21 protein-coding genes and 1 tRNA gene are annotated in these 19,075 nt (G+C 47.5%); 5 read left to right on the top strand and 17 right to left on the bottom strand.

The window, feature by feature from the left end; translation table 11 throughout:
• Nucleotides 1-6: 6 nt before the first annotated feature.
• The 13 genes from flgK to VP504_RS15450 form a co-directional block, all read right to left on the bottom strand.
• A complete protein-coding gene (flgK, locus tag VP504_RS15510; protein ID WP_325891958.1) occupies nucleotides 7-1,884 on the bottom strand; it encodes a flagellar hook-associated protein FlgK in 1,878 nt (625 codons plus the stop codon).
• A gap of 170 nt (nucleotides 1,885-2,054) precedes the next feature.
• Complete coding sequence (locus VP504_RS15505) at nucleotides 2,055-2,510, bottom strand: hypothetical protein (protein WP_325891956.1); 456 nt, start codon at nucleotides 2,508-2,510, stop codon at nucleotides 2,055-2,057.
• 54 nt (nucleotides 2,511-2,564) lie between these two features.
• Entirely contained in the window at nucleotides 2,565-3,545 is a 981-nt protein-coding gene (gene flgJ / locus VP504_RS15500; RefSeq protein ID WP_325891955.1) for a flagellar assembly peptidoglycan hydrolase FlgJ, read from the bottom strand.
• A 3-nt stretch (nucleotides 3,546-3,548) separates the two neighbouring features.
• Nucleotides 3,549-4,640, bottom strand: a complete 1,092-nt coding sequence (locus VP504_RS15495) for a flagellar basal body P-ring protein FlgI (protein WP_062704548.1) — start codon at nucleotides 4,638-4,640, stop codon at nucleotides 3,549-3,551.
• A 28-nt stretch (nucleotides 4,641-4,668) separates the two neighbouring features.
• Complete coding sequence (gene flgH, locus VP504_RS15490) at nucleotides 4,669-5,460, bottom strand: flagellar basal body L-ring protein FlgH (RefSeq protein WP_325891954.1); 792 nt, start codon at nucleotides 5,458-5,460, stop codon at nucleotides 4,669-4,671.
• A gap of 15 nt (nucleotides 5,461-5,475) precedes the next feature.
• Nucleotides 5,476-6,264 (bottom strand): flagellar basal-body rod protein FlgG, encoded by a 789-nt coding sequence (flgG, locus tag VP504_RS15485; protein ID WP_002537902.1) that lies wholly within the window; start codon nucleotides 6,262-6,264, stop codon nucleotides 5,476-5,478.
• A 16-nt stretch (nucleotides 6,265-6,280) separates the two neighbouring features.
• Nucleotides 6,281-7,030, bottom strand: coding sequence for a flagellar basal body rod protein FlgF (locus VP504_RS15480; RefSeq protein WP_062704544.1), 750 nt, complete (start codon nucleotides 7,028-7,030; stop codon nucleotides 6,281-6,283).
• Between the two features lie 177 nt (nucleotides 7,031-7,207).
• Nucleotides 7,208-8,515, bottom strand: a complete 1,308-nt coding sequence (gene flgE / locus VP504_RS15475) for a flagellar hook protein FlgE (protein ID WP_325891953.1) — start codon at nucleotides 8,513-8,515, stop codon at nucleotides 7,208-7,210.
• A 21-nt stretch (nucleotides 8,516-8,536) separates the two neighbouring features.
• Nucleotides 8,537-9,292 carry a flagellar hook assembly protein FlgD gene (gene flgD, locus VP504_RS15470; protein ID WP_062704540.1) on the bottom strand — a complete coding sequence of 252 codons (756 nt, stop codon included), beginning with the start codon at nucleotides 9,290-9,292 and terminating at the stop codon, nucleotides 8,537-8,539.
• 17 nt (nucleotides 9,293-9,309) lie between these two features.
• The gene (flgC, locus tag VP504_RS15465; protein WP_062704538.1) at nucleotides 9,310-9,720 is read right to left on the bottom strand and encodes a flagellar basal body rod protein FlgC; all 411 of its coding nucleotides are present in this window, start codon (nucleotides 9,718-9,720) and stop codon (nucleotides 9,310-9,312) included.
• Between the two features lie 3 nt (nucleotides 9,721-9,723).
• Entirely contained in the window at nucleotides 9,724-10,119 is a 396-nt protein-coding gene (gene flgB / locus VP504_RS15460; protein ID WP_325891952.1) for a flagellar basal body rod protein FlgB, read from the bottom strand.
• Nucleotides 10,120-10,315: 196 nt separating this feature from the next.
• Complete coding sequence (locus VP504_RS15455) at nucleotides 10,316-11,143, bottom strand: CheR family methyltransferase (protein WP_062704536.1); 828 nt, start codon at nucleotides 11,141-11,143, stop codon at nucleotides 10,316-10,318.
• 3 nt (nucleotides 11,144-11,146) lie between these two features.
• Nucleotides 11,147-12,088 carry a chemotaxis protein CheV gene (locus VP504_RS15450; RefSeq protein ID WP_325891951.1) on the bottom strand — a complete coding sequence of 314 codons (942 nt, stop codon included), beginning with the start codon at nucleotides 12,086-12,088 and terminating at the stop codon, nucleotides 11,147-11,149.
• Between the two features lie 131 nt (nucleotides 12,089-12,219).
• Between VP504_RS15450 and flgA the strand changes: the two genes are divergently transcribed.
• From flgA to VP504_RS15435, 3 genes are all read left to right on the top strand, one after another.
• Entirely contained in the window at nucleotides 12,220-12,918 is a 699-nt protein-coding gene (flgA, locus tag VP504_RS15445) for a flagellar basal body P-ring formation chaperone FlgA (protein ID WP_325891950.1), read from the top strand.
• An 85-nt stretch (nucleotides 12,919-13,003) separates the two neighbouring features.
• A complete protein-coding gene (gene flgM, locus VP504_RS15440; RefSeq protein WP_325891949.1) occupies nucleotides 13,004-13,321 on the top strand; it encodes a flagellar biosynthesis anti-sigma factor FlgM in 318 nt (105 codons plus the stop codon).
• 6 nt (nucleotides 13,322-13,327) lie between these two features.
• On the top strand, nucleotides 13,328-13,756 hold the full coding sequence (locus VP504_RS15435; RefSeq protein WP_325891948.1) for a flagella synthesis protein FlgN: 429 nt from the start codon (nucleotides 13,328-13,330) through the stop codon (nucleotides 13,754-13,756).
• Nucleotides 13,757-13,824: 68 nt separating this feature from the next.
• Here VP504_RS15435 and VP504_RS15430 read toward each other — a convergent pair whose 3' ends face one another.
• Nucleotides 13,825-14,253 carry an LPP20 family lipoprotein gene (locus VP504_RS15430; protein WP_325891947.1) on the bottom strand — a complete coding sequence of 143 codons (429 nt, stop codon included), beginning with the start codon at nucleotides 14,251-14,253 and terminating at the stop codon, nucleotides 13,825-13,827.
• Between the two features lie 13 nt (nucleotides 14,254-14,266).
• Nucleotides 14,267-14,902: a FlgO family outer membrane protein gene (locus VP504_RS15425; RefSeq protein WP_325891946.1), complete on the bottom strand. Its 636-nt coding sequence runs from the start codon at nucleotides 14,900-14,902 to the stop codon at nucleotides 14,267-14,269.
• A gap of 201 nt (nucleotides 14,903-15,103) precedes the next feature.
• On the opposite strand from VP504_RS15425, the gene VP504_RS15420 reads away from it, so the two are divergent.
• The gene (locus tag VP504_RS15420; protein ID WP_325891945.1) at nucleotides 15,104-16,237 is read left to right on the top strand and encodes a flagella assembly protein FlgT; all 1,134 of its coding nucleotides are present in this window, start codon (nucleotides 15,104-15,106) and stop codon (nucleotides 16,235-16,237) included.
• Nucleotides 16,238-16,316: 79 nt separating this feature from the next.
• Nucleotides 16,317-16,392 (top strand) — tRNA-Arg (locus tag VP504_RS15415).
• Nucleotides 16,393-16,541: 149 nt separating this feature from the next.
• Here VP504_RS15415 and gltX read toward each other — a convergent pair.
• Nucleotides 16,542-17,963, bottom strand: coding sequence for a glutamate--tRNA ligase (gene gltX / locus VP504_RS15410; protein WP_325891944.1), 1,422 nt, complete (start codon nucleotides 17,961-17,963; stop codon nucleotides 16,542-16,544).
• A 442-nt stretch (nucleotides 17,964-18,405) separates the two neighbouring features.
• Nucleotides 18,406-19,074 (bottom strand): YccT family protein, encoded by a 669-nt coding sequence (locus tag VP504_RS15405; protein ID WP_325891943.1) that lies wholly within the window; start codon nucleotides 19,072-19,074, stop codon nucleotides 18,406-18,408.
• Nucleotide 19,075: the final 1 nt, after the last annotated feature.

Genomic DNA, 19,075 nt, shown 5'->3' with positions numbered 1-19,075 from the left:
AGATCCTTATCGGGTTGCATTCAGCAGGGTTTCAAACGTTTCGTTTGCGGCTGTCATGATTCGGGAAGACGCCATATAGGCTTGCTGGAATTTCATCATGTTTGCCGCCTCTTCATCGAGGTTAACCCCGGAGATTTCCGCCACACGTCCTGCCGCTGCGTCATGTTCAACGCGGCTGACATCCTCAAGGCGGGCGAAGGAGGCTTTCTGCACACCTAAGTCCGTATTCAAGCCTTCATAAACATCAATCAGACTTGAACGGCCACCGTCCATCAATTTTCGGGTTTGCAGTTGCTGCATGCGGATAAGGTTACCGTTCTCACCATCGGCAGGAAGCAAACTCACGGCGAAGATGTCTTCTGCCGCAGCACCCGGTGTCAGTTCAAATGTGGTGCCATTTACTGTCACAGGTGATGATGGCGGGTAAGCTTGCGGCGCCAGCAGGATATTGCCTTTCATGTCCAACACCGCAAATTGGGAAGCATCCGGCGAGATAGCCACCTGAAACTCTTGCTGCGCCCCCTGCTGAAGCACTTTGAGGCTGCCTTGACCTGTAATGACCGATTTGGAGCTGACATAACTTTGAGCGGCAATTTTTGCCGGATCTTCCATGGTAACCGCAATCTGACCAGCACCTTGGCGAACTGGCCGGATAATCACACGCTCTCCTGCTGCCAGACCAACATCAACCTGAATACGCAAGCCATCATAATCAATTGACGGCGGTGAACCGGATGGTGTGACTGCCACCATGTTCTTTTCCGGATCGACCAAGGTGTACTGACTGCCATCAAACTTCAGTTGGTAATCACCAATTTTCAGTTGCGACAAATCATCGATATACACTTTCAGTTCTGCTGTGGAGTCCGACGCTATCAGTGCACGGTTGCGAGCGAAATCATCACTGTTAAAATCCACAAAAATGTTTTCACCAACCTGACCGCTTAGATCAAATCCCTGCGATTGAAGCTCATTAATCGACATGGCAAAACCTGCTGCCAAACGACCTAACTCATCACGAGCCTGTGCCAGTGTGTTGTCGCGATATTCGAACATTGCACCGAGCTTGCCACGAATATCTGCATTGTCGATGGGCTTTAGCGCTTTACCTTCCACCAGCGCCAGACGGCGCTTTTGGTAATCTGGTGTACCAGGTACGGTTTGCAGTTCGCTCGAATGCAAGCCAGAAACCAGTGTATGTCCACTGCCTATAATCACGTTGTAAAGACCGTCATCACGCTGGTTCACGCTTACTTGAGTAAACTCAGATAATTCATTGATGAGCCTTTGGTGACGATCAAGCAGATCATTATCCACAGTTTGTGTTTTCAAAATCGCTTTGTGGATATCAACAATTTCCGCGCCAATGTCATTCATACGCTTCAAAGTAGCGTCGATTTCGACCGTGGTATCCGCTTCCTGATTTTGCAGAACGTTGTTGATGTCGTTTAGACCTGCAGCAACCATGCGCGACTTTTCCAGTACCACTTTACGGGCACCCATGTCACTTGGGCTATCTGCCAGGCCCTTCACCGCCCCATAGAACTCGTTCATGTTCTCTGGAATTTTCTTTGCGGAGTGGGACATCATGTCATCCAACATCGTGAGTTGGCTATTGCGGGTTTGGGCATGTGCCAATGCAGACGTAGTGATGTTGTACTCGTTGACGGCAAACTTGTCATAGTTGCGGCGAACAGCGGCCGCATGCACGCCGTGGCCCCATTGGTTTGCCGACCAATAGGCAGAGTCATTGGCGCGCTGCTCAACGGACTGACGGCTATAGCCTTCAGTGTTCACGTTCGAGATGTTGTGACCCGTTGTGTTCAGTTGCCGCTGTGCTGTCAGAACGCCCTGAGAACCGAGCGTCAGCAGATCGAACCCCATTCTGCCCCCGTATGCGGAAACGCATAACTTACAAAATTATCTATTGCCCAAAGTGATTCAAGAATCGTGCCATAGTAATTTAATTTTTTAAATCAACAATATAGAATATTTTCTCGACACTTTGGCATCGTCCCAAACCACAAAGGGCAAGGGATTGCCGCCAGGCGGTATCAGCCGTTAAGCCAACTCCAAAGGCCCAGGGAGAAATTAGGTAAGAGGTCGATACCAAGAAATGACTTCAGTAAATACAGGGAGGTAATAAGAACGGAGAACAGGATAAAACTGCCCAGCAGCAAAGCGATAACCCGCCCTGCATTCGCGGCTCTCTGTTCTGCGCGAGTGAGTTCACGACGGTTTCGCCCACAAAGAAAAACCAAATAGTAGTGCCAACCAAAACCACCAATGACAGGTCGAAAATCAATGGCATGCTGCGCCTTGGCGCGGGTACCGAACATTAGCTTTAGCTGGAGTAATTGCGCATCAGTAAAAGTGTCCGCAATATCTTTTGGCGTTTTATCGAGAAAAGCACGGATGAAAGGATCACGGTGGATAGAACCCTTAGCGTACTCCGACAAACTTTGTGGACCCGTGGCTGTCTGTTCAAGAGATGGTTGTTGCTCTGCCATGGTTTTCTACCTTTCGCTGTGAGAGAGCAGACGACAATATACCGCTAGCGCGAATTATTGCTCCATCATTCCTTTTACACGGTTAAATACGCTGATCACTTTGTCAGAGTATTGAGGATCTGTCGCGTAACCTGCTTGATGCAGACCTCGGATAAATTGCTCCGGCTCTGCTGTTTGTTGAAGTGCCGTTGAGTAGCGAGGATTCCGGTTCAAGAAACTCACATAGTCATTAAAACTGTCTTCATATGAAGAATAGGCACGAAATGACGCCATTTCCTGCACCGGGATATCATCATGGAACTCAAGGGTTTGGGTGGCCACTTTATTGCCATCCCAACGCGGATCCGCTTTGATGTTGAAAAGGTTGTGGCTGGAACCACGTGCATTGGCGATCACCTTCTTCCCCCAACCGGTCTCTAGTGCAGCTTGTGCAATCAAAATAGCAGGATCTGTCCCTAAGGTTCGCGCTGCCTTTTTCGCATAAGGTGCCAGACGGCTAACAAACTCATCCGGTGTTTCAAATGGTTTGCCGGCTTCTACTTTTGGTGCTGTATTTGGCTGTGCCAACATATGTGGATTTGGGATAACAGTGTCGTCGAGTAGCGGCGACAGTGCTTGCGCTGCAGCTTCGTCTTCTGTCACGTTCGGTGCAAGTGGTATGGTCGGCTGAAGGCGAATGCGATCACTCGCACTGTTATCACCCACATCCATTGGCTCACTGTTTTGAGACCCTTTGAACTGTTGAACAATCAAATCTGCCAGCCCCAGTGAACCTTCACGGGAGAGCGCACTGGAAAGTTGCTCGTCCGCCATCTGTTCATAGAACTTGGAGGTGCGGTTATCAATCAAATCAGATTCAAAGGCTTCGTTGGCACTTCGCATCGATTTGAACAGCATCTGGGTAAACAGCGCTTCGAACTGCTCTGCGGCCGCATGCAGGGCATCGTCTGACTGCTCGCCATTCGATGCCTTCTGGCGAAGCATGTCCAGTCGGCTAAGATCGTGAATAAATCCGGTATCTAATGGTGCTTTCATGGTTTAAATCACTATCAGTTGACCGTCGATGGCACCCGCTTGCTTGAGTGCCTGCAATATTGCCATTAAATCTGATGGCGCTGCGCCAACACCGTTCACTGCGCGGACCAAATCATCCAACGTGACACCGGGCTTGAAGTGGAACATGCGACCATCTTCTTCAGACACTTCTACACCTGAGTCTGGAACAACCACAGTTTCGCCACCAGAGAATGCGCCCGGTTGGCTTACCTGCAGGTTTTCGTTGATGGTGACCGTCATGCCTCCGTGTGTGATGGCTGCAGGGCGAAGACGAACGTTTTGTCCCACCACAATAGTACCTGTGCGGCTGTTAACGATAATTTTAGCGGCAGCGTCTGCCGGAACAAACTCGAGGTTTTCCACTGTAGACAGGAAGGCAACACGCTGAGACAAATCACGCGGTGCACGGACACGTACTGAGGTCGCATCCATCGCGGACGCGGTATTTGGCCCAAGAAAACTGTTGATGGAGTCCGCCATGCGCTGTGCTGTGGTGAAATCGGATTCAAACAGGTTGAACGTGATGTGGTCGCCGCGGCCAAAAGGTGAAGGAACCTCCTGTTCGACCGTAGCACCATTGGTAATACGACCAACGGTTGGCGTATTGCCCACGATAGATGAACCATCAGCTCCTTCCGCACTGAAGCCACCGACAATCAGGTTTCCCTGTGCAACGGCGTAGACTTTACCGTCTAAGCCTTTCATGAAAGTTTGCACCAGAGTACCACCGCGCAAGCTCTTGGCAGAGCCGATAGACGATACCGTGATGTCAATTTTCTGACCTTGTTTGGAAAACGCTGGAAGCTCAGCACTCACTGCAACGGCAGCCACGTTCTTAGTTTTCGGTTTAGTACCTGGTGGTAATTGAATGCCGAAGTTTTTCAACATGGCATTAAAGCTCTGATCGGTAAATGGTGTGCTCTCCCCCGTACCGGCAAGACCTACTACCAATCCGTATCCCACCAGCTGGTTACTTCGCACGCCGGCAACTTCCGACACATCTTTAATGCGGGCAGCCTGCACCGCTGGGGCAATCAATACGGCAATCAAAAACAGCTTTAGCCAACTCTTCACGTCAATTCTCCGGCGACTCTTTTACGCGTTATAGAACCACATTAAAGAATCGTGCCAAGAATCCCTGATCTTGCGTATCCTGGCGATCACCAGTGCCAGAGTATTGGATTCGCGCATTGGAAATACGCGTTGAGGCGATGGTGTTTTCCGAGGTAATGTCGTCAGGGCGAATCGTGCCGCTCAGACGGATATATTCGTCTCCAGTGTTTAATGTCAGCCATTTCTCACCACGGATCATCAGGTTACCATTCGACATCACGTCAATGACTTCGACGGAAATCGAACCGGAAATGCTATTGCTCTGATCGGCACTGGTTGAGCCACTGGTGGAATTATCATGGGCGGCAGCATAAGAAAGATTACGCTCACCAATCGTTACTTCCTGCCCCCCTAGTGACAGAGGATCCATACTCAGGTCACTGGATTTTGCCGCATCACTGCTGGCACTCTTTTTGGCTTGTGTTTTTTCTTCCAACATGACGGTCACGATGTCACCAATACCGCGTGGCTTAGTATCGTCGTAAAGATCTTGCGCTCTCACTGCACTAAAGAGAGAGCCCGTTGCCGTTGCGTAATGTTCAGGTTGGCGAGTAGGATGAAGAGGCGTCCAGTTAGGATCACCCGCGACCGGGTCTTCACGTTCACGAAGCAGGCCAATCAGGCCTTCATTGCCCGGGTCAGTCGTTCCTTCTACCGCATCGGTCTCAGTAGTTCCCTGCACCACTTCGCTCTGATTCTCTGCCAGAAAAGCTTCTGGATTCATTAGTTCACAACCAGATACCGTCGCCAGCATAAAACCTGTGATCAATAACTTTTTCATCCGCGGCTTACTCCCTTATAGCTGCTGGTTGACGTAACTCAACATCTGATCGACTGACGAAATCACTTTGGAGTTCATTTCATAAACTCGCTGTGCTTCAATCATGTTTACCAACTCTTCGGTCACGTTGACGTTGGAGGTTTCCAGCATTGACTGTCGAACGCTGCCGAGACCATCAAGGCCCGGTACACCCTCTTGTGGGTCACCGCTCGCACCAGTTGGCAGATAGAGGTTTTGCCCTATTGGCTCAAGGCCACCCGGATTGATGAAGTCAACCGTGGTGATCTGGCCGATAACGGCATTTGCCTGTTGCCCGCGCAATCTTGCAGAGACTTCACCATCAGTACCGATGGTCACCTGAATCGCATCAGGCGGTACGACAATTTCTGGCTCCAACGGATACCCAGCACCTGAAGTTACAATCACACCTTCATCATTCAGGGTGAACTGACCGTTACGCTGATAACCGATGTTGCCGTCCGGCAGCAGGATCTGGAAGAAACCATCACCTTCTATCATCAAGTCGAGGGCGTTGTTGGTGGTCTGGGCGTTACCATTGGTGTGAACGCGCTGTGTCGCTACCACTTTCGAACCGGCACCTAACATCAGTCCGCTTGGCAGTTCGGTATTTTGCGAAGACTGACCGCCAGGCTGATTTATGTTCTGGTAAAACAGATCTTCAAAAACTGCACGAGACTTCTTAAAGCCTACCGTCGAGGCGTTTGCCAGGTTATTCGAAATGGTCGAAATATTGGTCTGTTGTGCGTCTAGGCCAGTTTTACTCACCCACAGTGCTGGATGCATACTAAATTCCTCTCAATTAACCCAAGCGCAGCAGAGAGTTAGATGCTTGATCCATTTCCTCTGCGGTCTTCATTAGTTTGACTTGCATTTCAAAGTGACGCTGAAGATCAATCAAGCCCGTCATCTCGCTGATCGGATTGACATTACTGCCTTCCAGCGCACCCGTCAGAAGTGATACCCCCGCATCGGCTTCATATACTGTGCCGGGGTTAATCGGCTTGAATACACCGTTTTTGTCTTTGAAAAGTTCTTCGTTATTTGGTCGCACAAGTTTGATACGGTCGATTTCTTCCATCGCTTCCGGTGGCGCACCTTGTGGTAACACTGACACCGTACCATCCGTGCCGATTTCAATTTTCGAGACTGGCAGAGGCAGGAAAATAGGTGCACCGCGTTCGCCAAGGATCAAATGGCCATGACCATTTTGCAGCATGCCGGTTTGGTCAACTTTCAAGTTACCCACACGGGTATACCCTTCCTGACCTGTACCATCCAAAACCGCCAGCCAACCGTCACCTTTAATCGCAACGTCAAGTTCACGACCTGTTGTGATAGTTGAACCCTGTGCAAAGCTGTGGCCTGGGCGCTCTGTCATGTTGAATACGCGGGTGGGCAAGCCTTCACCGTATGCCTGCATGGCACGAGCCTGCTCAAGGTCAGCGCGAAAGCCTGTAGTGCTGACATTTGCCAGATTGTTGGCACGCAGTTGTAAAGCCTGCATATCTTGTTTGGCGCCACTCATGGCGAGAAATAGTGCGCGATCCATTAAGACGTTCTCCTGTCGCTTATGCAGCAAATAAAGCAAAAAGAGTGCCAAATTGTAATATCAATTATTTACAACAAGTTATTAACTAAACTGAGCTAATTAAGGAGAGCGTTGAGAATGGTTTTGGGAAAGGAATTGCCGCCCGGTGATCGGGCGGCAAATAATATTAAGTCACGTTTAACGAATCTGGAGAATTGTTTGTTGCATCTGATTGCCAACTTCCAATGCACGTGAGTTTGCTTGGAAGTTTCGCTGAGCAGTAATCAAATCGACCAGCTCTTGAGTCATATCAATGTTCGATTGTTCAATGGTGCCACTTTTCACTTGACCAAAAGCCCCTTGCATCGCTTCCCCCCAGACGGCATCACCTGAGTTCTGTGTGATTTTCCACTGGGTATTACCTGCTTGTGATAATCCTTGCTGGTTGGATATACGAACCAGAGCAACGCGCCCCAATGCCACGTTTTCACCGTTACTATAAGTCGCCATGATGGTGCCCTTTGGATCGATGTCTACTTTGGCCAGATAACCGGTAGTAGCACCGTCTTCAGTGAACTTTCGCATTTCGAAAGGTGAAGCATACTGCGTTGGTTCTTCGAAGTTGATAGTCAACGCTTGGCTTCCGTCTGCACCATTCAATTCAAGGTTTGCTCCGTTAGCGCCAAACTCCACCGTCTGTAGTGGGTTGCCAGCATTTATCGTATCTATTGAACCATCAGGGTTGAACTGAATCGAGTGGCCGACATGACCCGTAGCAGACGTAAAATCGCCCGCGGTTAAGCTAAGGGGCTTTTCACCCGTTGGATCTGTCACGGTATAGTAGGTAGCCCATTTGTTTGGTGTTACGTTGTCTTTCACATAATAAGTCGTCAACTTGTATGGCTGCCCCAAAGAGTCAAATACTGTGGCAGATGTCGACTTGTTATATGTATCTGGATCTTCCGGGTTAAACAATGTTGGATCTTTTGACGCACCACCTGCAGGAAGATTGAGGCCAATATCCACATTTTCAGATGCCCGTGGCTGTCCAAACTGATCGGGGACGTTTAACGCTTTGGGCTCAAATGAACCGACTTGCAGCGTTTCGTTATCCACATCATAGCCCAGAAGATACTGGCCTTCTGAGTTAACAATATTGTTGTTTTTGTCGAGGTGGAATGCTCCATTCCTCGTTAAAAAATTGACGTTGGTAGCCAGTTTATCATTGGCGACCGAAAAATAGCCGTTACCACTCACACGCAGGTCAAGGGGGTTGTTAGTGTAAATACTGGAGCCTTCATGAAACTGCTGTGCAACTGTAGACGTCTGCACACCACTACCTGTCGTAGTTTTTGCGTTCGAGAAGATCGACGCAGAATATACATCACCGAACTCTGCACGCGACTCTTTAAAACCAAAAGTGTTGGCGTTCGCAATGTTGTTACTGGTGGTGTTCATGTCTTTTTGAGCTGCCGCCAGGCCACTCAGTGCGATATTTAAAGCCATTGCTGGAACTCCTCTGTCCTTTTAGCTCTTGCTCACGTTGCTAAGGCTTGATGATTTACCTACTTCAAGCACTTCAGTGAGTTTGACCGGAGATGCGTAACCCGCGATGTTCAGCATCACGTTACCGTCGCTATTCCCCAATAGAACACTGTTTACGTTGGCATAAGTGGAAAGCTCAAAATCCTGAGGCTTTCCATCAATGTTGCCGCTTACGTTGACTTTGTAATTGCCTTCCGGCAGTGGATTGCCGGCATCGTCTTTGCCGTCCCATTCAACGCGGTGGTCACCCGGAGACTTAGCCCCCATGCTAAATGTTCTCAGCAATTCGCCACGCTCATTCTGGATACGCACAATCACATCATTCAACGCTTGGGGCAGTTTCACCATACCGGCGATTCCACCTTCAGCGGCTTTAAAACCTTCATTACCCGGAACCAGTACATCCTGACCCACTAAAGATGAAGCTTGCAGTGCCTGACTGGATGTCATAGCAGCATTAAGTGAACCGAATTGCTCGTTCATTTTTCCGATGCCGTCGACAGTTGCAAATGATGCCATCTGTGCAATCATTTGCTCATTATCGACAGGCTTGAACGGATCTTGGTTTGCCAGCTGCTTGGTGAGCAGTGCGAGAAAATCTTCTTGTTTAAGGTCAGCCTGGCCAGTGACTTTTTCGCCGGTATCACCACGCTCAGCACGTTGCTTTTCTTGCAGCGCTTTAAGCTGGTCAATATAGCTACCGCTTCCTGGTCCACCTGCGCCGTCAATAGGATTCATGGTGCTGTACTCCTACCTTATTTGCCCATTTGTAGCGTACGCATCAGCATTTGCTTGCTCGCTTCTGCCACTTCTACATTGGTTTGATAAGAACGGGATGCCGAAATCATGTTGGCCATCTCTTCCATCACATTAACATTGGGCTTGTAAATATAGCCTTCCGCATTTGCCATTGGATGCTCAGGGTTGTACTCCGCGCGGAGCGGCTTCTGGCTTTCTACAATACCCGCAACGCGAACCGGAACACTGTCGCCTTGTTGGTATTTATTTAACTCTGCCGAGAACACAGGGTGACGCGCTTTGTACGTTTCTGCCGCTGAGCTGCTGACGGAATTTGCATTCGCCAGGTTACTGGATGTGGTGTTGAGTCGAACTGACTCTGCGCTCATGGCAGAACCTGTTACGTTGAACACATTAAAAAGACTCATCCATTATTCCCCTTTCAGTGCCTTGGACATGTTTTTGAACTTGGAGCCAAGGAAATCCAATGACGCTTGATACTCAAGGGCGTTTTGCATGAACAGGTTACGTTCTACCTGTGCATCAACAGTGTTGCCGTCGCCGGTATCAGGCTGGTTTGGAATGCGGTACATTTTCTGGCCGTTCACCTGAGAGGTGGCAGGGATATGCCGCTCATTGGTACGACTCAGGCCAAAGTTTGCCCCAGAGGTAGCCGCTTGCAGCGCTCGTTCGAAATCAACATCCTGAGCTTTGTAGCCCGGTGTGTTGGCATTTGCCAGGTTGCTCGACAGCGTTTCCGCCCTTTGAGCACGCACACCAACTGTGTGTTGATGAACGCCCAGCACTTTGTCGAATGATATCGCCATACGGCACCTCCAAAAATCTTATACCGGATATATAGCAAATAAGATGCCAACTTTTACTCTCTCTCAATTCGCAGAATGAATTGCTTTGAATCAATAAGTTATCGAGATACCATGATTTCCAATCGGCTAACAACTTTCTGCAGATACAAAAAAAGCGGCAACTTCTGTGCCGCTTTTCTAGTAAGGGGAATAAAGTCTACTTCAATTTATAAATGATGCCGGGATTACAGCGGATCATCTCAAATCTATCGGTCAAACCAGTCAGGGACTCTGACGCTCCCAACAGCAAATAACCACCTGGGTTCAAGCTGCCCGCCATTTGGTTTAACACCTTAGATTTCATATCAGGTGAAAAATATATCAACACGTTACGACAGAAAATAATGTCGAACTTGCCGAGCATACCATAGCTTTCCATCAAGTTTTGCGGCTTGAAGGTCACCATGCGTTTAAGTGTATCCTTCACTTTCATGCGACCATCACCAGCATCTTCAAAGAACTGGCGTTTTCGCTCTGGTGACAGACCACGGCTCAGAGCAAGATTGTCATAAACACCAGTGCGGCAATTTTCCAGCATCGTGGAGGAAATATCTGTCGCTGTGATAGCCAAATTCCCCAGCATGCCAGGTTTTCTTTGCTGAACCTCTTGTACGGTCATGGCAATAGAATAAGGTTCCTGACCGGATGAACTGGCTGCCGACCAAATTTTGATCGGTCTTTTACTCTCTCCCACCTCAGGCAGCAGGCGGTTGGCAAGCACTTCAAAGGGGTAGGTGTCTCTAAACCACAAGGTTTCGTTTGTGGTCATTGCATCAACAGCAGACACGGCTAGATCGCGGTTACGATTTGTGAGAACAAGCTGAAGCAGCTCGGACATTGAAGCGAGTTTATGACGCGTAAGAAGCGGACTGAGTCGGCTTCTTACGAGATATTGCTTACTGTCGCCAAGAACGATGCCACATTTGCTTTCAAGATATTTACAGAAATCACGATACTCTTGTTCTGTGAACGCTATATTCGTCATGGATTAGTTTTCTTGACCTTTCTTCCCTTTTACCGCGTTCATTACGGCTTCTCCGAGTTCATCGGGGTCGAACTTCGGTATAAATGCATCAGCCCCAACTCGCTGTACCATCGCTTCATTGAATACCCCGCTGAGAGAGGAGTGCAATACTACATGAATATCTTTGAGGTTAGGATCTTTTTTGATTTCAGTGGTTAAGGTATAACCATCCATCTCTGGCATCTCGATATCTGAGATGACAAGTGCTAAATCCCCAATGGTATCTTCCGCCGCCATACCTTGGAGTTTACCCAGTGCATCCCGGCCATCGTGCGCCAATACAACATTGTAACCAATAGACTCTACCGCTCGTTTCACCTGACGGCGGGCAACGCTAGAATCATCAGCCACCAACACAGTTGTTGGGTCAGAGCTACCTTCCTCAAACACAGGTTTATTGGCTAAGACCTCTTCACTGATGTCTTCGTTCACCGGTGAAATCTTATTCAGAATTTTCTCTACGTCGAGAATTTCTACCAGCTCGCCTTCAATTTCAGTCACGGCGGTGAGATAGTTCGAGCTACCGGTACCTTCTGGCGGAGGCAGAATAGCTTCCCAATGCATGTTAACAATACGCTCAACCGAGCCCACCAAGAAACCTTGAGTAGAGCGGTTAAATTCTGAAATGATGATAAATCGATTTTCCGGGTCAGTGATTGGCAAACCACCCGTTGCAAGACTCATATCAATCACTGAAATGGTTTGCCCTCGGATATGTGCAACCCCTTTAACCAGCGGATGCAAATTCGGCATGGAAGTCAGTTTCGGGCACTGGAGAACTTCCTTTACTTTAAAAACGTTGATGCCGTAACGCTGCTTACGCATCAAACGAAAGGTCAGCAGCTCTAAGCGGTTTTGTCCGACCAGTTGCGTACGCTGATTGACCGTATCAAGAATCCCCGACATAAGATAAACTCCATATTGCCCTGTTTTTGTTATCGTATTGCAGCAAATAACTTCATTCTCACCCGCATCTTGGCATGCGAATTGAAGGAATTACTGCATCTAAATTCACCATACTAACCAATATGTGACATATGTGTTATCAAAGATTAGTCTGGCTCTTTATCGGCACGTTTCTGTATAGCTTTAGCTCAATTATAGCCGCTGCACCGGCAAGTCAACTCGATGCGATAAAAGAAGCTGCCGAAGGACATGTAGAAACTCTGATCACTCCCCCAGAATTCGGCAAGCTTGAAGTTCAGGCAGGCCATCTCGACAGTCGTCTTCAGCTATCTCACTGTCCTTCTGCTCTGGAAGCTATCGTTCCAGGCAGACAATCACTCAATAAAAGCGTCACAGTCATGGTGAGCTGCAAAGAAGATGGTTGGCAAGTCTATGTGCCCGTGCAGATTAAACTGTTAACTCCTGTAGTTGTGGCTAGGCGCCCACTTGATAGAGGGATGACGATCGATGCAGATGACCTCATCGTCCAACTGGTTGACTCGCGATTTCAAAGGGGCCAAACCTACACGAACAGCGCCACAATTGTCGGTTCTCGTATCAAGCGAGTAGTGGGAATTGGTGAGCCAATTAGCGGAAACGACATCTGCATGGTCTGTCGGAATGATGAAGTTATTATTACCGCTTCCGATGGTGGACTGAATATTATTGCAAAAGGGACAGCATTAAGTGACGGTGCTCTCGGTGAGCAAATTAAAGTCCGTAACAGCAAATCCAATCGGATAGTCGATGGTACAATTACCGCAGTCGGTCAAGTAGTAGTAAAATTCTAATTTAATGCAAATCAGTGCTAAAGTTCATATTAATGCGGCCGATACTGTGAGCAACAGAAGGTTCGGACAGATATAAGGCTTTATTATGGCAAGTATCGATCATCTGCGTTCTGGTCAGCCATTGAGCACGAACAGAAGCAACCAAAGCAAGACACAAAGCACCGCCGCCGAAAGCAGCACTGCTGGTGAAGTGCGTAATCATCGCGGAGATGCGTTCTCTATGAGTGACGAAAGCCGCGCAATTGGCACCCTAAACCAGCAAATGGCTAGTGAAACACATTTTGATAGCGCAAAAGTCGCGGCTATTAAAGCAGCTATAGCAAACGGCTCTTACAAAGTAGATGCGGACCGACTGGCTGCGAACATTATGAAGCACGAAGACGACCTTCGTGGTATGAAGTAACTTTGCATGTCTGAAGCACTCTCTTTTGAGCAACTTCTTCAGGCACAGGCTGAAAATGTTAACGCGCTGCTTGAAGTCATGGAAAACGAAACATCGGCAATTTCCTCCAGAAAGGCTGCCGATATTGATGTATGCGCGAAGCAAAAACTCACTTTGATACAAAATATTCAGTTACGAGATGCTCAACTCGCAAAATGTCCCGAGCTCCAATCACCTTCCGAAGAACACCTGACGACCATCTCGCACATCAAAACTTCACTTGAGAAATGTCACCAATTAAATGACGCCAATGGCGTTGCATTACAACGTGCACACCTCAGTATGCACAAACTTCGTAACCTTTTTCAGGAGGCTGCGGGCAAAAGTGAAATGACTTATGACAGTGAAGGACAGGCTTCCGGTAGCCGAACGTTAGGCACGAATGTGAAAGCATAGCCCAGCCCAATATTATAAATACAAAAAAGCCGCTCTTCTTCAGAGCGGCTTTGACGTTTATTCGATGATTAGAAAATGATCGCATCATCTCTTGGTACGTGGTGAGATTCACCATATTCTGACATCTTTTTCATCTTTCGCAGGTTCAGCTGTAGCTCAGTCACATAACTGTCACCCACTTTGTAGCTGGCAATCACCTCGGCAGCACGGATAATGCCATCTGAAGCACCATGGGTTCTGTCCTGTCCCAGTTGCTGGTCATCCACCTGCGTTAAGCCACTGACACGAATACCGTATACCTGCTCTGAGAGTTCTTTATATGCTTCCAGCTTGGAAGCCCTCATTGCACGGAACTGTTTTTCTTCTTCCGTTTCACCACGCTGAGCACTGATAGATGCCGTCCCTACTGCAGTGAGCAATTCATCAGAGCGAATCGTGGTGATGGGTTGGCAAGCGGTCAACATCAATAACATTGCCAGAAATAGCCAAGTCTTCATATTCGCTCCAGTATTACGGTTTCAAAATGATAGTGTCAGATGGATGTTTACGTTGGTCACCACGAATGATGACTCCGTCCTGGATGCGAACCTTACGCAAGGTATCGATGTCGCGGCCAATTCTGTCCGCCGGCAAGAAGCCTTGTGCGGATGCGACTACGACACGAGAACGCATACCTACAATGCGTGCATTCACTAACACACCGCCTCCTTGGCGCAACATAGTGCCAGTCAGTACATAATCGATTTGCTGTTCAGGGTGCAATTCTTTCCAATCTCGGCTTAACGAGAAATCACCGTCCTTCGTCACACGAATAGTTCCGGTGTTTTTAAAATCGATGACAGTAAAGCCACGACGCTGCATTTGATAAATCATGCCTTCAGTAACAGAGTTCCCAAGCCAGTTGGTTTCATCCATCTCTTCCACATCAACAAATGACACAATAGCCATGGGCGTTCTGGCAGTCAGGTAATTGTTGGTTTCCAGCAACTCTTCCGCCAAACCGTCCATAAAGTAGTCCAGCGTGTGCCTTGGGGTTTGCTGCAACAGGAACTGGCTCCCCGAGTACGGTTCTTTACCGTTGTAGATCGGGCTATAGGCGCAAGATACGGTTGCTAGACTGAGTAATATCACTATCCAGTTTTTCATTGTCGTCTGGCTCCGGACACGATTTCAGAATGACCTGTTAGGTATAAGGGCAAAAGCCCCGCCCACTAATCATCCCTATTTTGGGAACATTATTTGCATTGGGTGGCTATATTCTCGCTTTATTTGCTAACCACCTTGCCGCTTTTTCAGCGATGTCATCTGGTCTAGCAATTTTTATACCCACTATTGGAAACCAAGGTTATGCGCAAAAGAATTCTTAAGCCTCTCGCCGCTTGCATCGCGCTGGTATCGACCTCTATCAACGCTGCATGGTACGAAGTCACTGGGCTTAGCACTGTTTTGGAAAGCAAAGAGCAAGCAAGAGAGAGAGCCTTGGAAGATGCCATTTATCAGGCGCTAAAATTCTCTGGGGCTGATATTGCCGGTCTGACAAGCATTCGTCCTTACCTAAAAGAAGCGAAAGATGATTATTTGTTCAGTGGCGATGAGATCCGCCATATTCAGGTACTGGAAACGAAGGAAAAAAGCGGTGTCATGAAATTGACAGCGCGCATCGACATCTATCCGACGGCAAATGCTTGCCACAAGAACCAATACAAAAAAGGCTTGGTAATGGGACGCTTTGATATCGTCTCCCCTCAACATGCTGCCTTGGGTGGTATCTTCCAGTTTGGGGATGATTTCACGGTACTGTTGCAGCGCCAGTTTGAAACCCAAGCGCAAAGCTTCGTCATTCAGGGGATCACGCCCTACTCCATATCTCCCGCACAACCGGATGTTGCAACTATGGTGGCAGAAGATACTGGCGCACAGTATTTATTAGTCGGCACTATTACAGATATGACGGCAACGATTGACCAAAAAGTACTCAGAAAAGATCAGACAAATCGACAACTGGCATTGTCTATCGATGTGATAGATGGGAAATCGGGGGAAGTAATATACCAGAATATCTACCGCGACATTGCAGCCTGGCCATTTGAGCGCCACAGTAAAATAGACACTAAGACTGCACGTTTTTGGGCCTCTCCGTATGGCGAAATGGCGCAGCGAATGAGTCGCAATATTCTGTTGGACCTAGAAAGCAACTTAGCGTGCAGAGCCACGACGCCGGAGATTGTTTCGATTAATGGTCAAACTGGGCAAATTAATGCCGGTCGTATTCATGGCGTGAAGCACGGTGACGAGCTAGCGCTATGGCACAACGCTTCCTTCACCGATCAATACGGCATTCACCGTACTCAGATGAAAAAGAGTGAGATCGGGCTCTTGGTAACGCGTGTTTACGAGAGTTCAGCGGAAGTAGCAGTCTCACCTGTGGAGCTAGGTAAAAGCATTCAGATCGGCGACTTGGTAACCAAATACACACAATAATTCCTTTAAAGCCTTAACGTTACGGCACAATTGGGTATACTAACCATCCGGCGTTGATAATCCGCACATCAGCGCCATCGCTCCCATAGCTCAACAGGATAGAGCAGTCGCCTCCTAAGCGATCGATCGGGGTTCGAGTCCCTGTGGGAGCGCCATTGATGTTTCACCTCCTCTATCCTTTTAATCTCCAAATATGAAACTAACTTGGTTCATTCCTTCATTTAATCCAGCTAGCTTTAATGCATTGAAAAAAGCCTTTGGCAGAAAGCAAAGGCTTTTAGCTTTAGATTGAAGTGCCAAAGAGTTATTGCACTTCACGTTTGGCGATGAACTCCAAAGCCAACTTGATACGAGAAAGAACACGCTCTTTGCCAATCAGATTCATCACTGCATCAACTGATGGCGATTGACCTTGACCGGTTACAGCAACACGAAGTGGCATACCCACTTTACCCATACCTAACCCGAGCTCACTGCAGACGTCAGTGATAAGTTGATGGAGGTTTTCAGTGTTCCACTCTTCAGTAGACTCTGCCTTACTTAGTGCCAACTCTAAAGCTTCTTTTGCCACAGGACGAAGATGCTTCTTCGCAGCACCCGCTTCAAACTCTTCGAAATCTTGATAAAAATAATGACATTGTTCAGCCAATTCGATCAGAGTGTTGCAGCGCTCACCAACAAGCTTTATCACATCAGTGATAGCCGGGCCGCAACTAACATCAATCTCTTTCGCATCAAGATGCCACTGCAGGTATTTCGCTACATACTCTGGTTCAGACGTCTTTATGTAATGGTTGTTCAACCAAAGCAGTTTATCCGTGTTGAAAGCAGAAGCCGACTTACTAACCGACTCAAGATTAAACAACTGAATCATTTGATCTAGAGAGAAGATTTCCTGATCACCGTGAGACCATCCCAAACGAACAAGGTAATTCAGCAGTGCCTGTGGGAGGTAACCGTCATCTCGGTACTGCATCACACTCACTGCGCCATGGCGTTTTGAGAGTTTTGCACCATCATCACCCAGAATCATTGAGCAATGTGCGAACTCTGGTACTGCCGCACCAATGGCTTTGTAAATGTTAATTTGGCGAGGAGTATTGTTGATGTGATCTTCACCGCGAACAACCTGAGTAATACCCATGTCCCAGTCATCAATGACCACACAGAAATTGTATGTCGGGCTACCATCGGTTCGGCGAATAATTAGATCATCTAACTGACTGTTTGCGATTTCGATGCGGCCACGGATTTTGTCATCAAAAACCACAGAGCCCTCTTTCGGATTGCGGAAACGAATACAAAATGGAGATTCTTCCGTTGCAGCTTGATTTGCAGCAAGCACTTTTGGGTGATTTGCGTCGTAGCGTGGTTTTACGCCTGCTGCCATTTGCTCTTCGCGGATTTCATCCAGCAGTTCTTTTGGCGCATAACATTTGTAAGCTTTGTCTTCTGCAAGCAGCTGATCTACGACTTCGTTATATCGGTCGAAGCGTTTAGTTTGATAGTAAGGACCTTCATCCCAATCAAGTCCCAGCCACTCCATGCCTTCAATGATGGCATCGATAGCTTCTTGGGTTGAGCGTTCTAGGTCAGTGTCTTCAATTCGAAGTACAAACTCACCACCAGCGTGTTTGGCACAGAGCCAAGAGTACAGTGCGGTACGCGCACCACCTACATGCAAGAAGCCTGTTGGGCTTGGCGCAAAACGAGTTTTAACAGTCATGTTAATCCTATAACGTGCGGCGTTGTAAAAAAGAAATGATGGTTTCCGATTGGCGCTTATTGTAAGCGCACTTGCTAGTGGGGACAATCACTGACAACGAAGGAAACCTAGGGGAAATTATTTTTTTATTGTTAAATACGACGAAGAAAAAACAAGATATGCCGAGATTTGCATTTCATTTCACATAGAAAAATGCAAATTATCCCAGCATAAACATGAAGCACATAACAATTAGTTAGGAGAGTACTATGAAAAAGCTATTGAGCATAATCGCAGTCGCTAGCTTTCCAGTTGTAGTAGGTGGTTGAGCTGACATCAACTTCAAGCGTTTCCGCAAACGCAAGCTCATGGGCTACACAGACGGGTCCTTTGGTGATGTGTAAAAAGTCTAATGATTAAGTAAAGACCAAGCCCTCTCTTAGGAGGGCTTGATCTTTTGAAATTAGGTACGAGTGTTTTCAACCGCCCACTTCAGGAATTTCTTCTGCTCTTCTGCTGACATTCTTAAGAAATCAGCTTGCATGATAATCATTCGATTATCATTAGATGAATAATTCGAATTTATTGTCTTTGTTTGATTGAGCTTCATACCTTCCTCAGACATTTCGTCTAAGAAGACGGCACTTTCTTCAAGGATGATATTATTTTTTTTATTATATCTCTCTACCTCCCTTTCATAGTCTCTAGTGATACCGCCACCACTTGGAAGAAGTGCCTGCTCGTTTGAAATAACTCGCCCAGTATTTTTTTCTCTAACAATAAATTTTGGAGCTCTGTCAAACTCTCTAGCTTGATTAGTGGTGTCTATTTTCTCGTCCACAGTCAACTCAAGCGAAGAATTTGCAGCATTAAAAGTCAGTACCACCGGTTTAGAATTGAACTTTTCTCTCTCGCCGTTACTCGATTGAACCAACTTCTCTACACGTATAACTAATTGGTTAACACCGTTTTCGAGTTCCAACTTACTTTGCTTGTTGAGAAAAATGCCAGTTTGCTCTCCATTAACGACAAGTTGTGCAACATTTCGGTCCAATTCAACATTGACAGATGCCAGAGAATTTAAGGGAAGTAAAGCCACCACAAAGGCTAATATTGGGAAGAAAGAGTTCATT

The sequence above is a fragment of the Grimontia sp. NTOU-MAR1 genome, assembly GCF_035758505.1.
Classification (GTDB): Bacteria; Pseudomonadota; Gammaproteobacteria; order Enterobacterales; family Vibrionaceae; genus Enterovibrio; species Enterovibrio marinus.
Note: the sequence above shows the minus strand (reverse complement) of the source record. Positions and strands in the feature narration are given on the sequence as shown.

Coding starts and splice junctions, on each gene's coding strand:
- flgK (WP_325891958.1), bottom strand. CDS start 1,884: ATGGGGTTCGATCTGCTGACGCTCGGTTCTCAGGGCGTTCTGACAGCA.
- VP504_RS15505 (WP_325891956.1), bottom strand. CDS start 2,510: ATGGCAGAGCAACAACCATCTCTTGAACAGACAGCCACGGGTCCACAA.
- flgJ (WP_325891955.1), bottom strand. CDS start 3,545: ATGAAAGCACCATTAGATACCGGATTTATTCACGATCTTAGCCGACTG.
- flgH (WP_325891954.1), bottom strand. CDS start 5,460: ATGAAAAAGTTATTGATCACAGGTTTTATGCTGGCGACGGTATCTGGT.
- flgG (WP_002537902.1), bottom strand. CDS start 6,264: ATGCATCCAGCACTGTGGGTGAGTAAAACTGGCCTAGACGCACAACAG.
- VP504_RS15480 (WP_062704544.1), bottom strand. CDS start 7,030: ATGGATCGCGCACTATTTCTCGCCATGAGTGGCGCCAAACAAGATATG.
- flgE (WP_325891953.1), bottom strand. CDS start 8,515: ATGGCTTTAAATATCGCACTGAGTGGCCTGGCGGCAGCTCAAAAAGAC.
- flgD (WP_062704540.1), bottom strand. CDS start 9,292: ATGAATCCTATTGACGGCGCAGGTGGACCAGGAAGCGGTAGCTATATT.
- flgC (WP_062704538.1), bottom strand. CDS start 9,720: ATGAGTCTTTTTAATGTGTTCAACGTAACAGGTTCTGCCATGAGCGCA.
- flgB (WP_325891952.1), bottom strand. CDS start 10,119: ATGGCGATATCATTCGACAAAGTGCTGGGCGTTCATCAACACACAGTT.
- VP504_RS15455 (WP_062704536.1), bottom strand. CDS start 11,143: ATGACGAATATAGCGTTCACAGAACAAGAGTATCGTGATTTCTGTAAA.
- VP504_RS15450 (WP_325891951.1), bottom strand. CDS start 12,088: ATGTCGGGGATTCTTGATACGGTCAATCAGCGTACGCAACTGGTCGGA.
- flgA (WP_325891950.1), top strand. CDS start 12,220: ATGTGTTATCAAAGATTAGTCTGGCTCTTTATCGGCACGTTTCTGTAT.
- flgM (WP_325891949.1), top strand. CDS start 13,004: ATGGCAAGTATCGATCATCTGCGTTCTGGTCAGCCATTGAGCACGAAC.
- VP504_RS15435 (WP_325891948.1), top strand. CDS start 13,328: ATGTCTGAAGCACTCTCTTTTGAGCAACTTCTTCAGGCACAGGCTGAA.
- VP504_RS15430 (WP_325891947.1), bottom strand. CDS start 14,253: ATGAAGACTTGGCTATTTCTGGCAATGTTATTGATGTTGACCGCTTGC.
- VP504_RS15425 (WP_325891946.1), bottom strand. CDS start 14,902: ATGAAAAACTGGATAGTGATATTACTCAGTCTAGCAACCGTATCTTGC.
- VP504_RS15420 (WP_325891945.1), top strand. CDS start 15,104: ATGCGCAAAAGAATTCTTAAGCCTCTCGCCGCTTGCATCGCGCTGGTA.
- gltX (WP_325891944.1), bottom strand. CDS start 17,963: ATGACTGTTAAAACTCGTTTTGCGCCAAGCCCAACAGGCTTCTTGCAT.
- VP504_RS15405 (WP_325891943.1), bottom strand. CDS start 19,074: ATGAACTCTTTCTTCCCAATATTAGCCTTTGTGGTGGCTTTACTTCCC.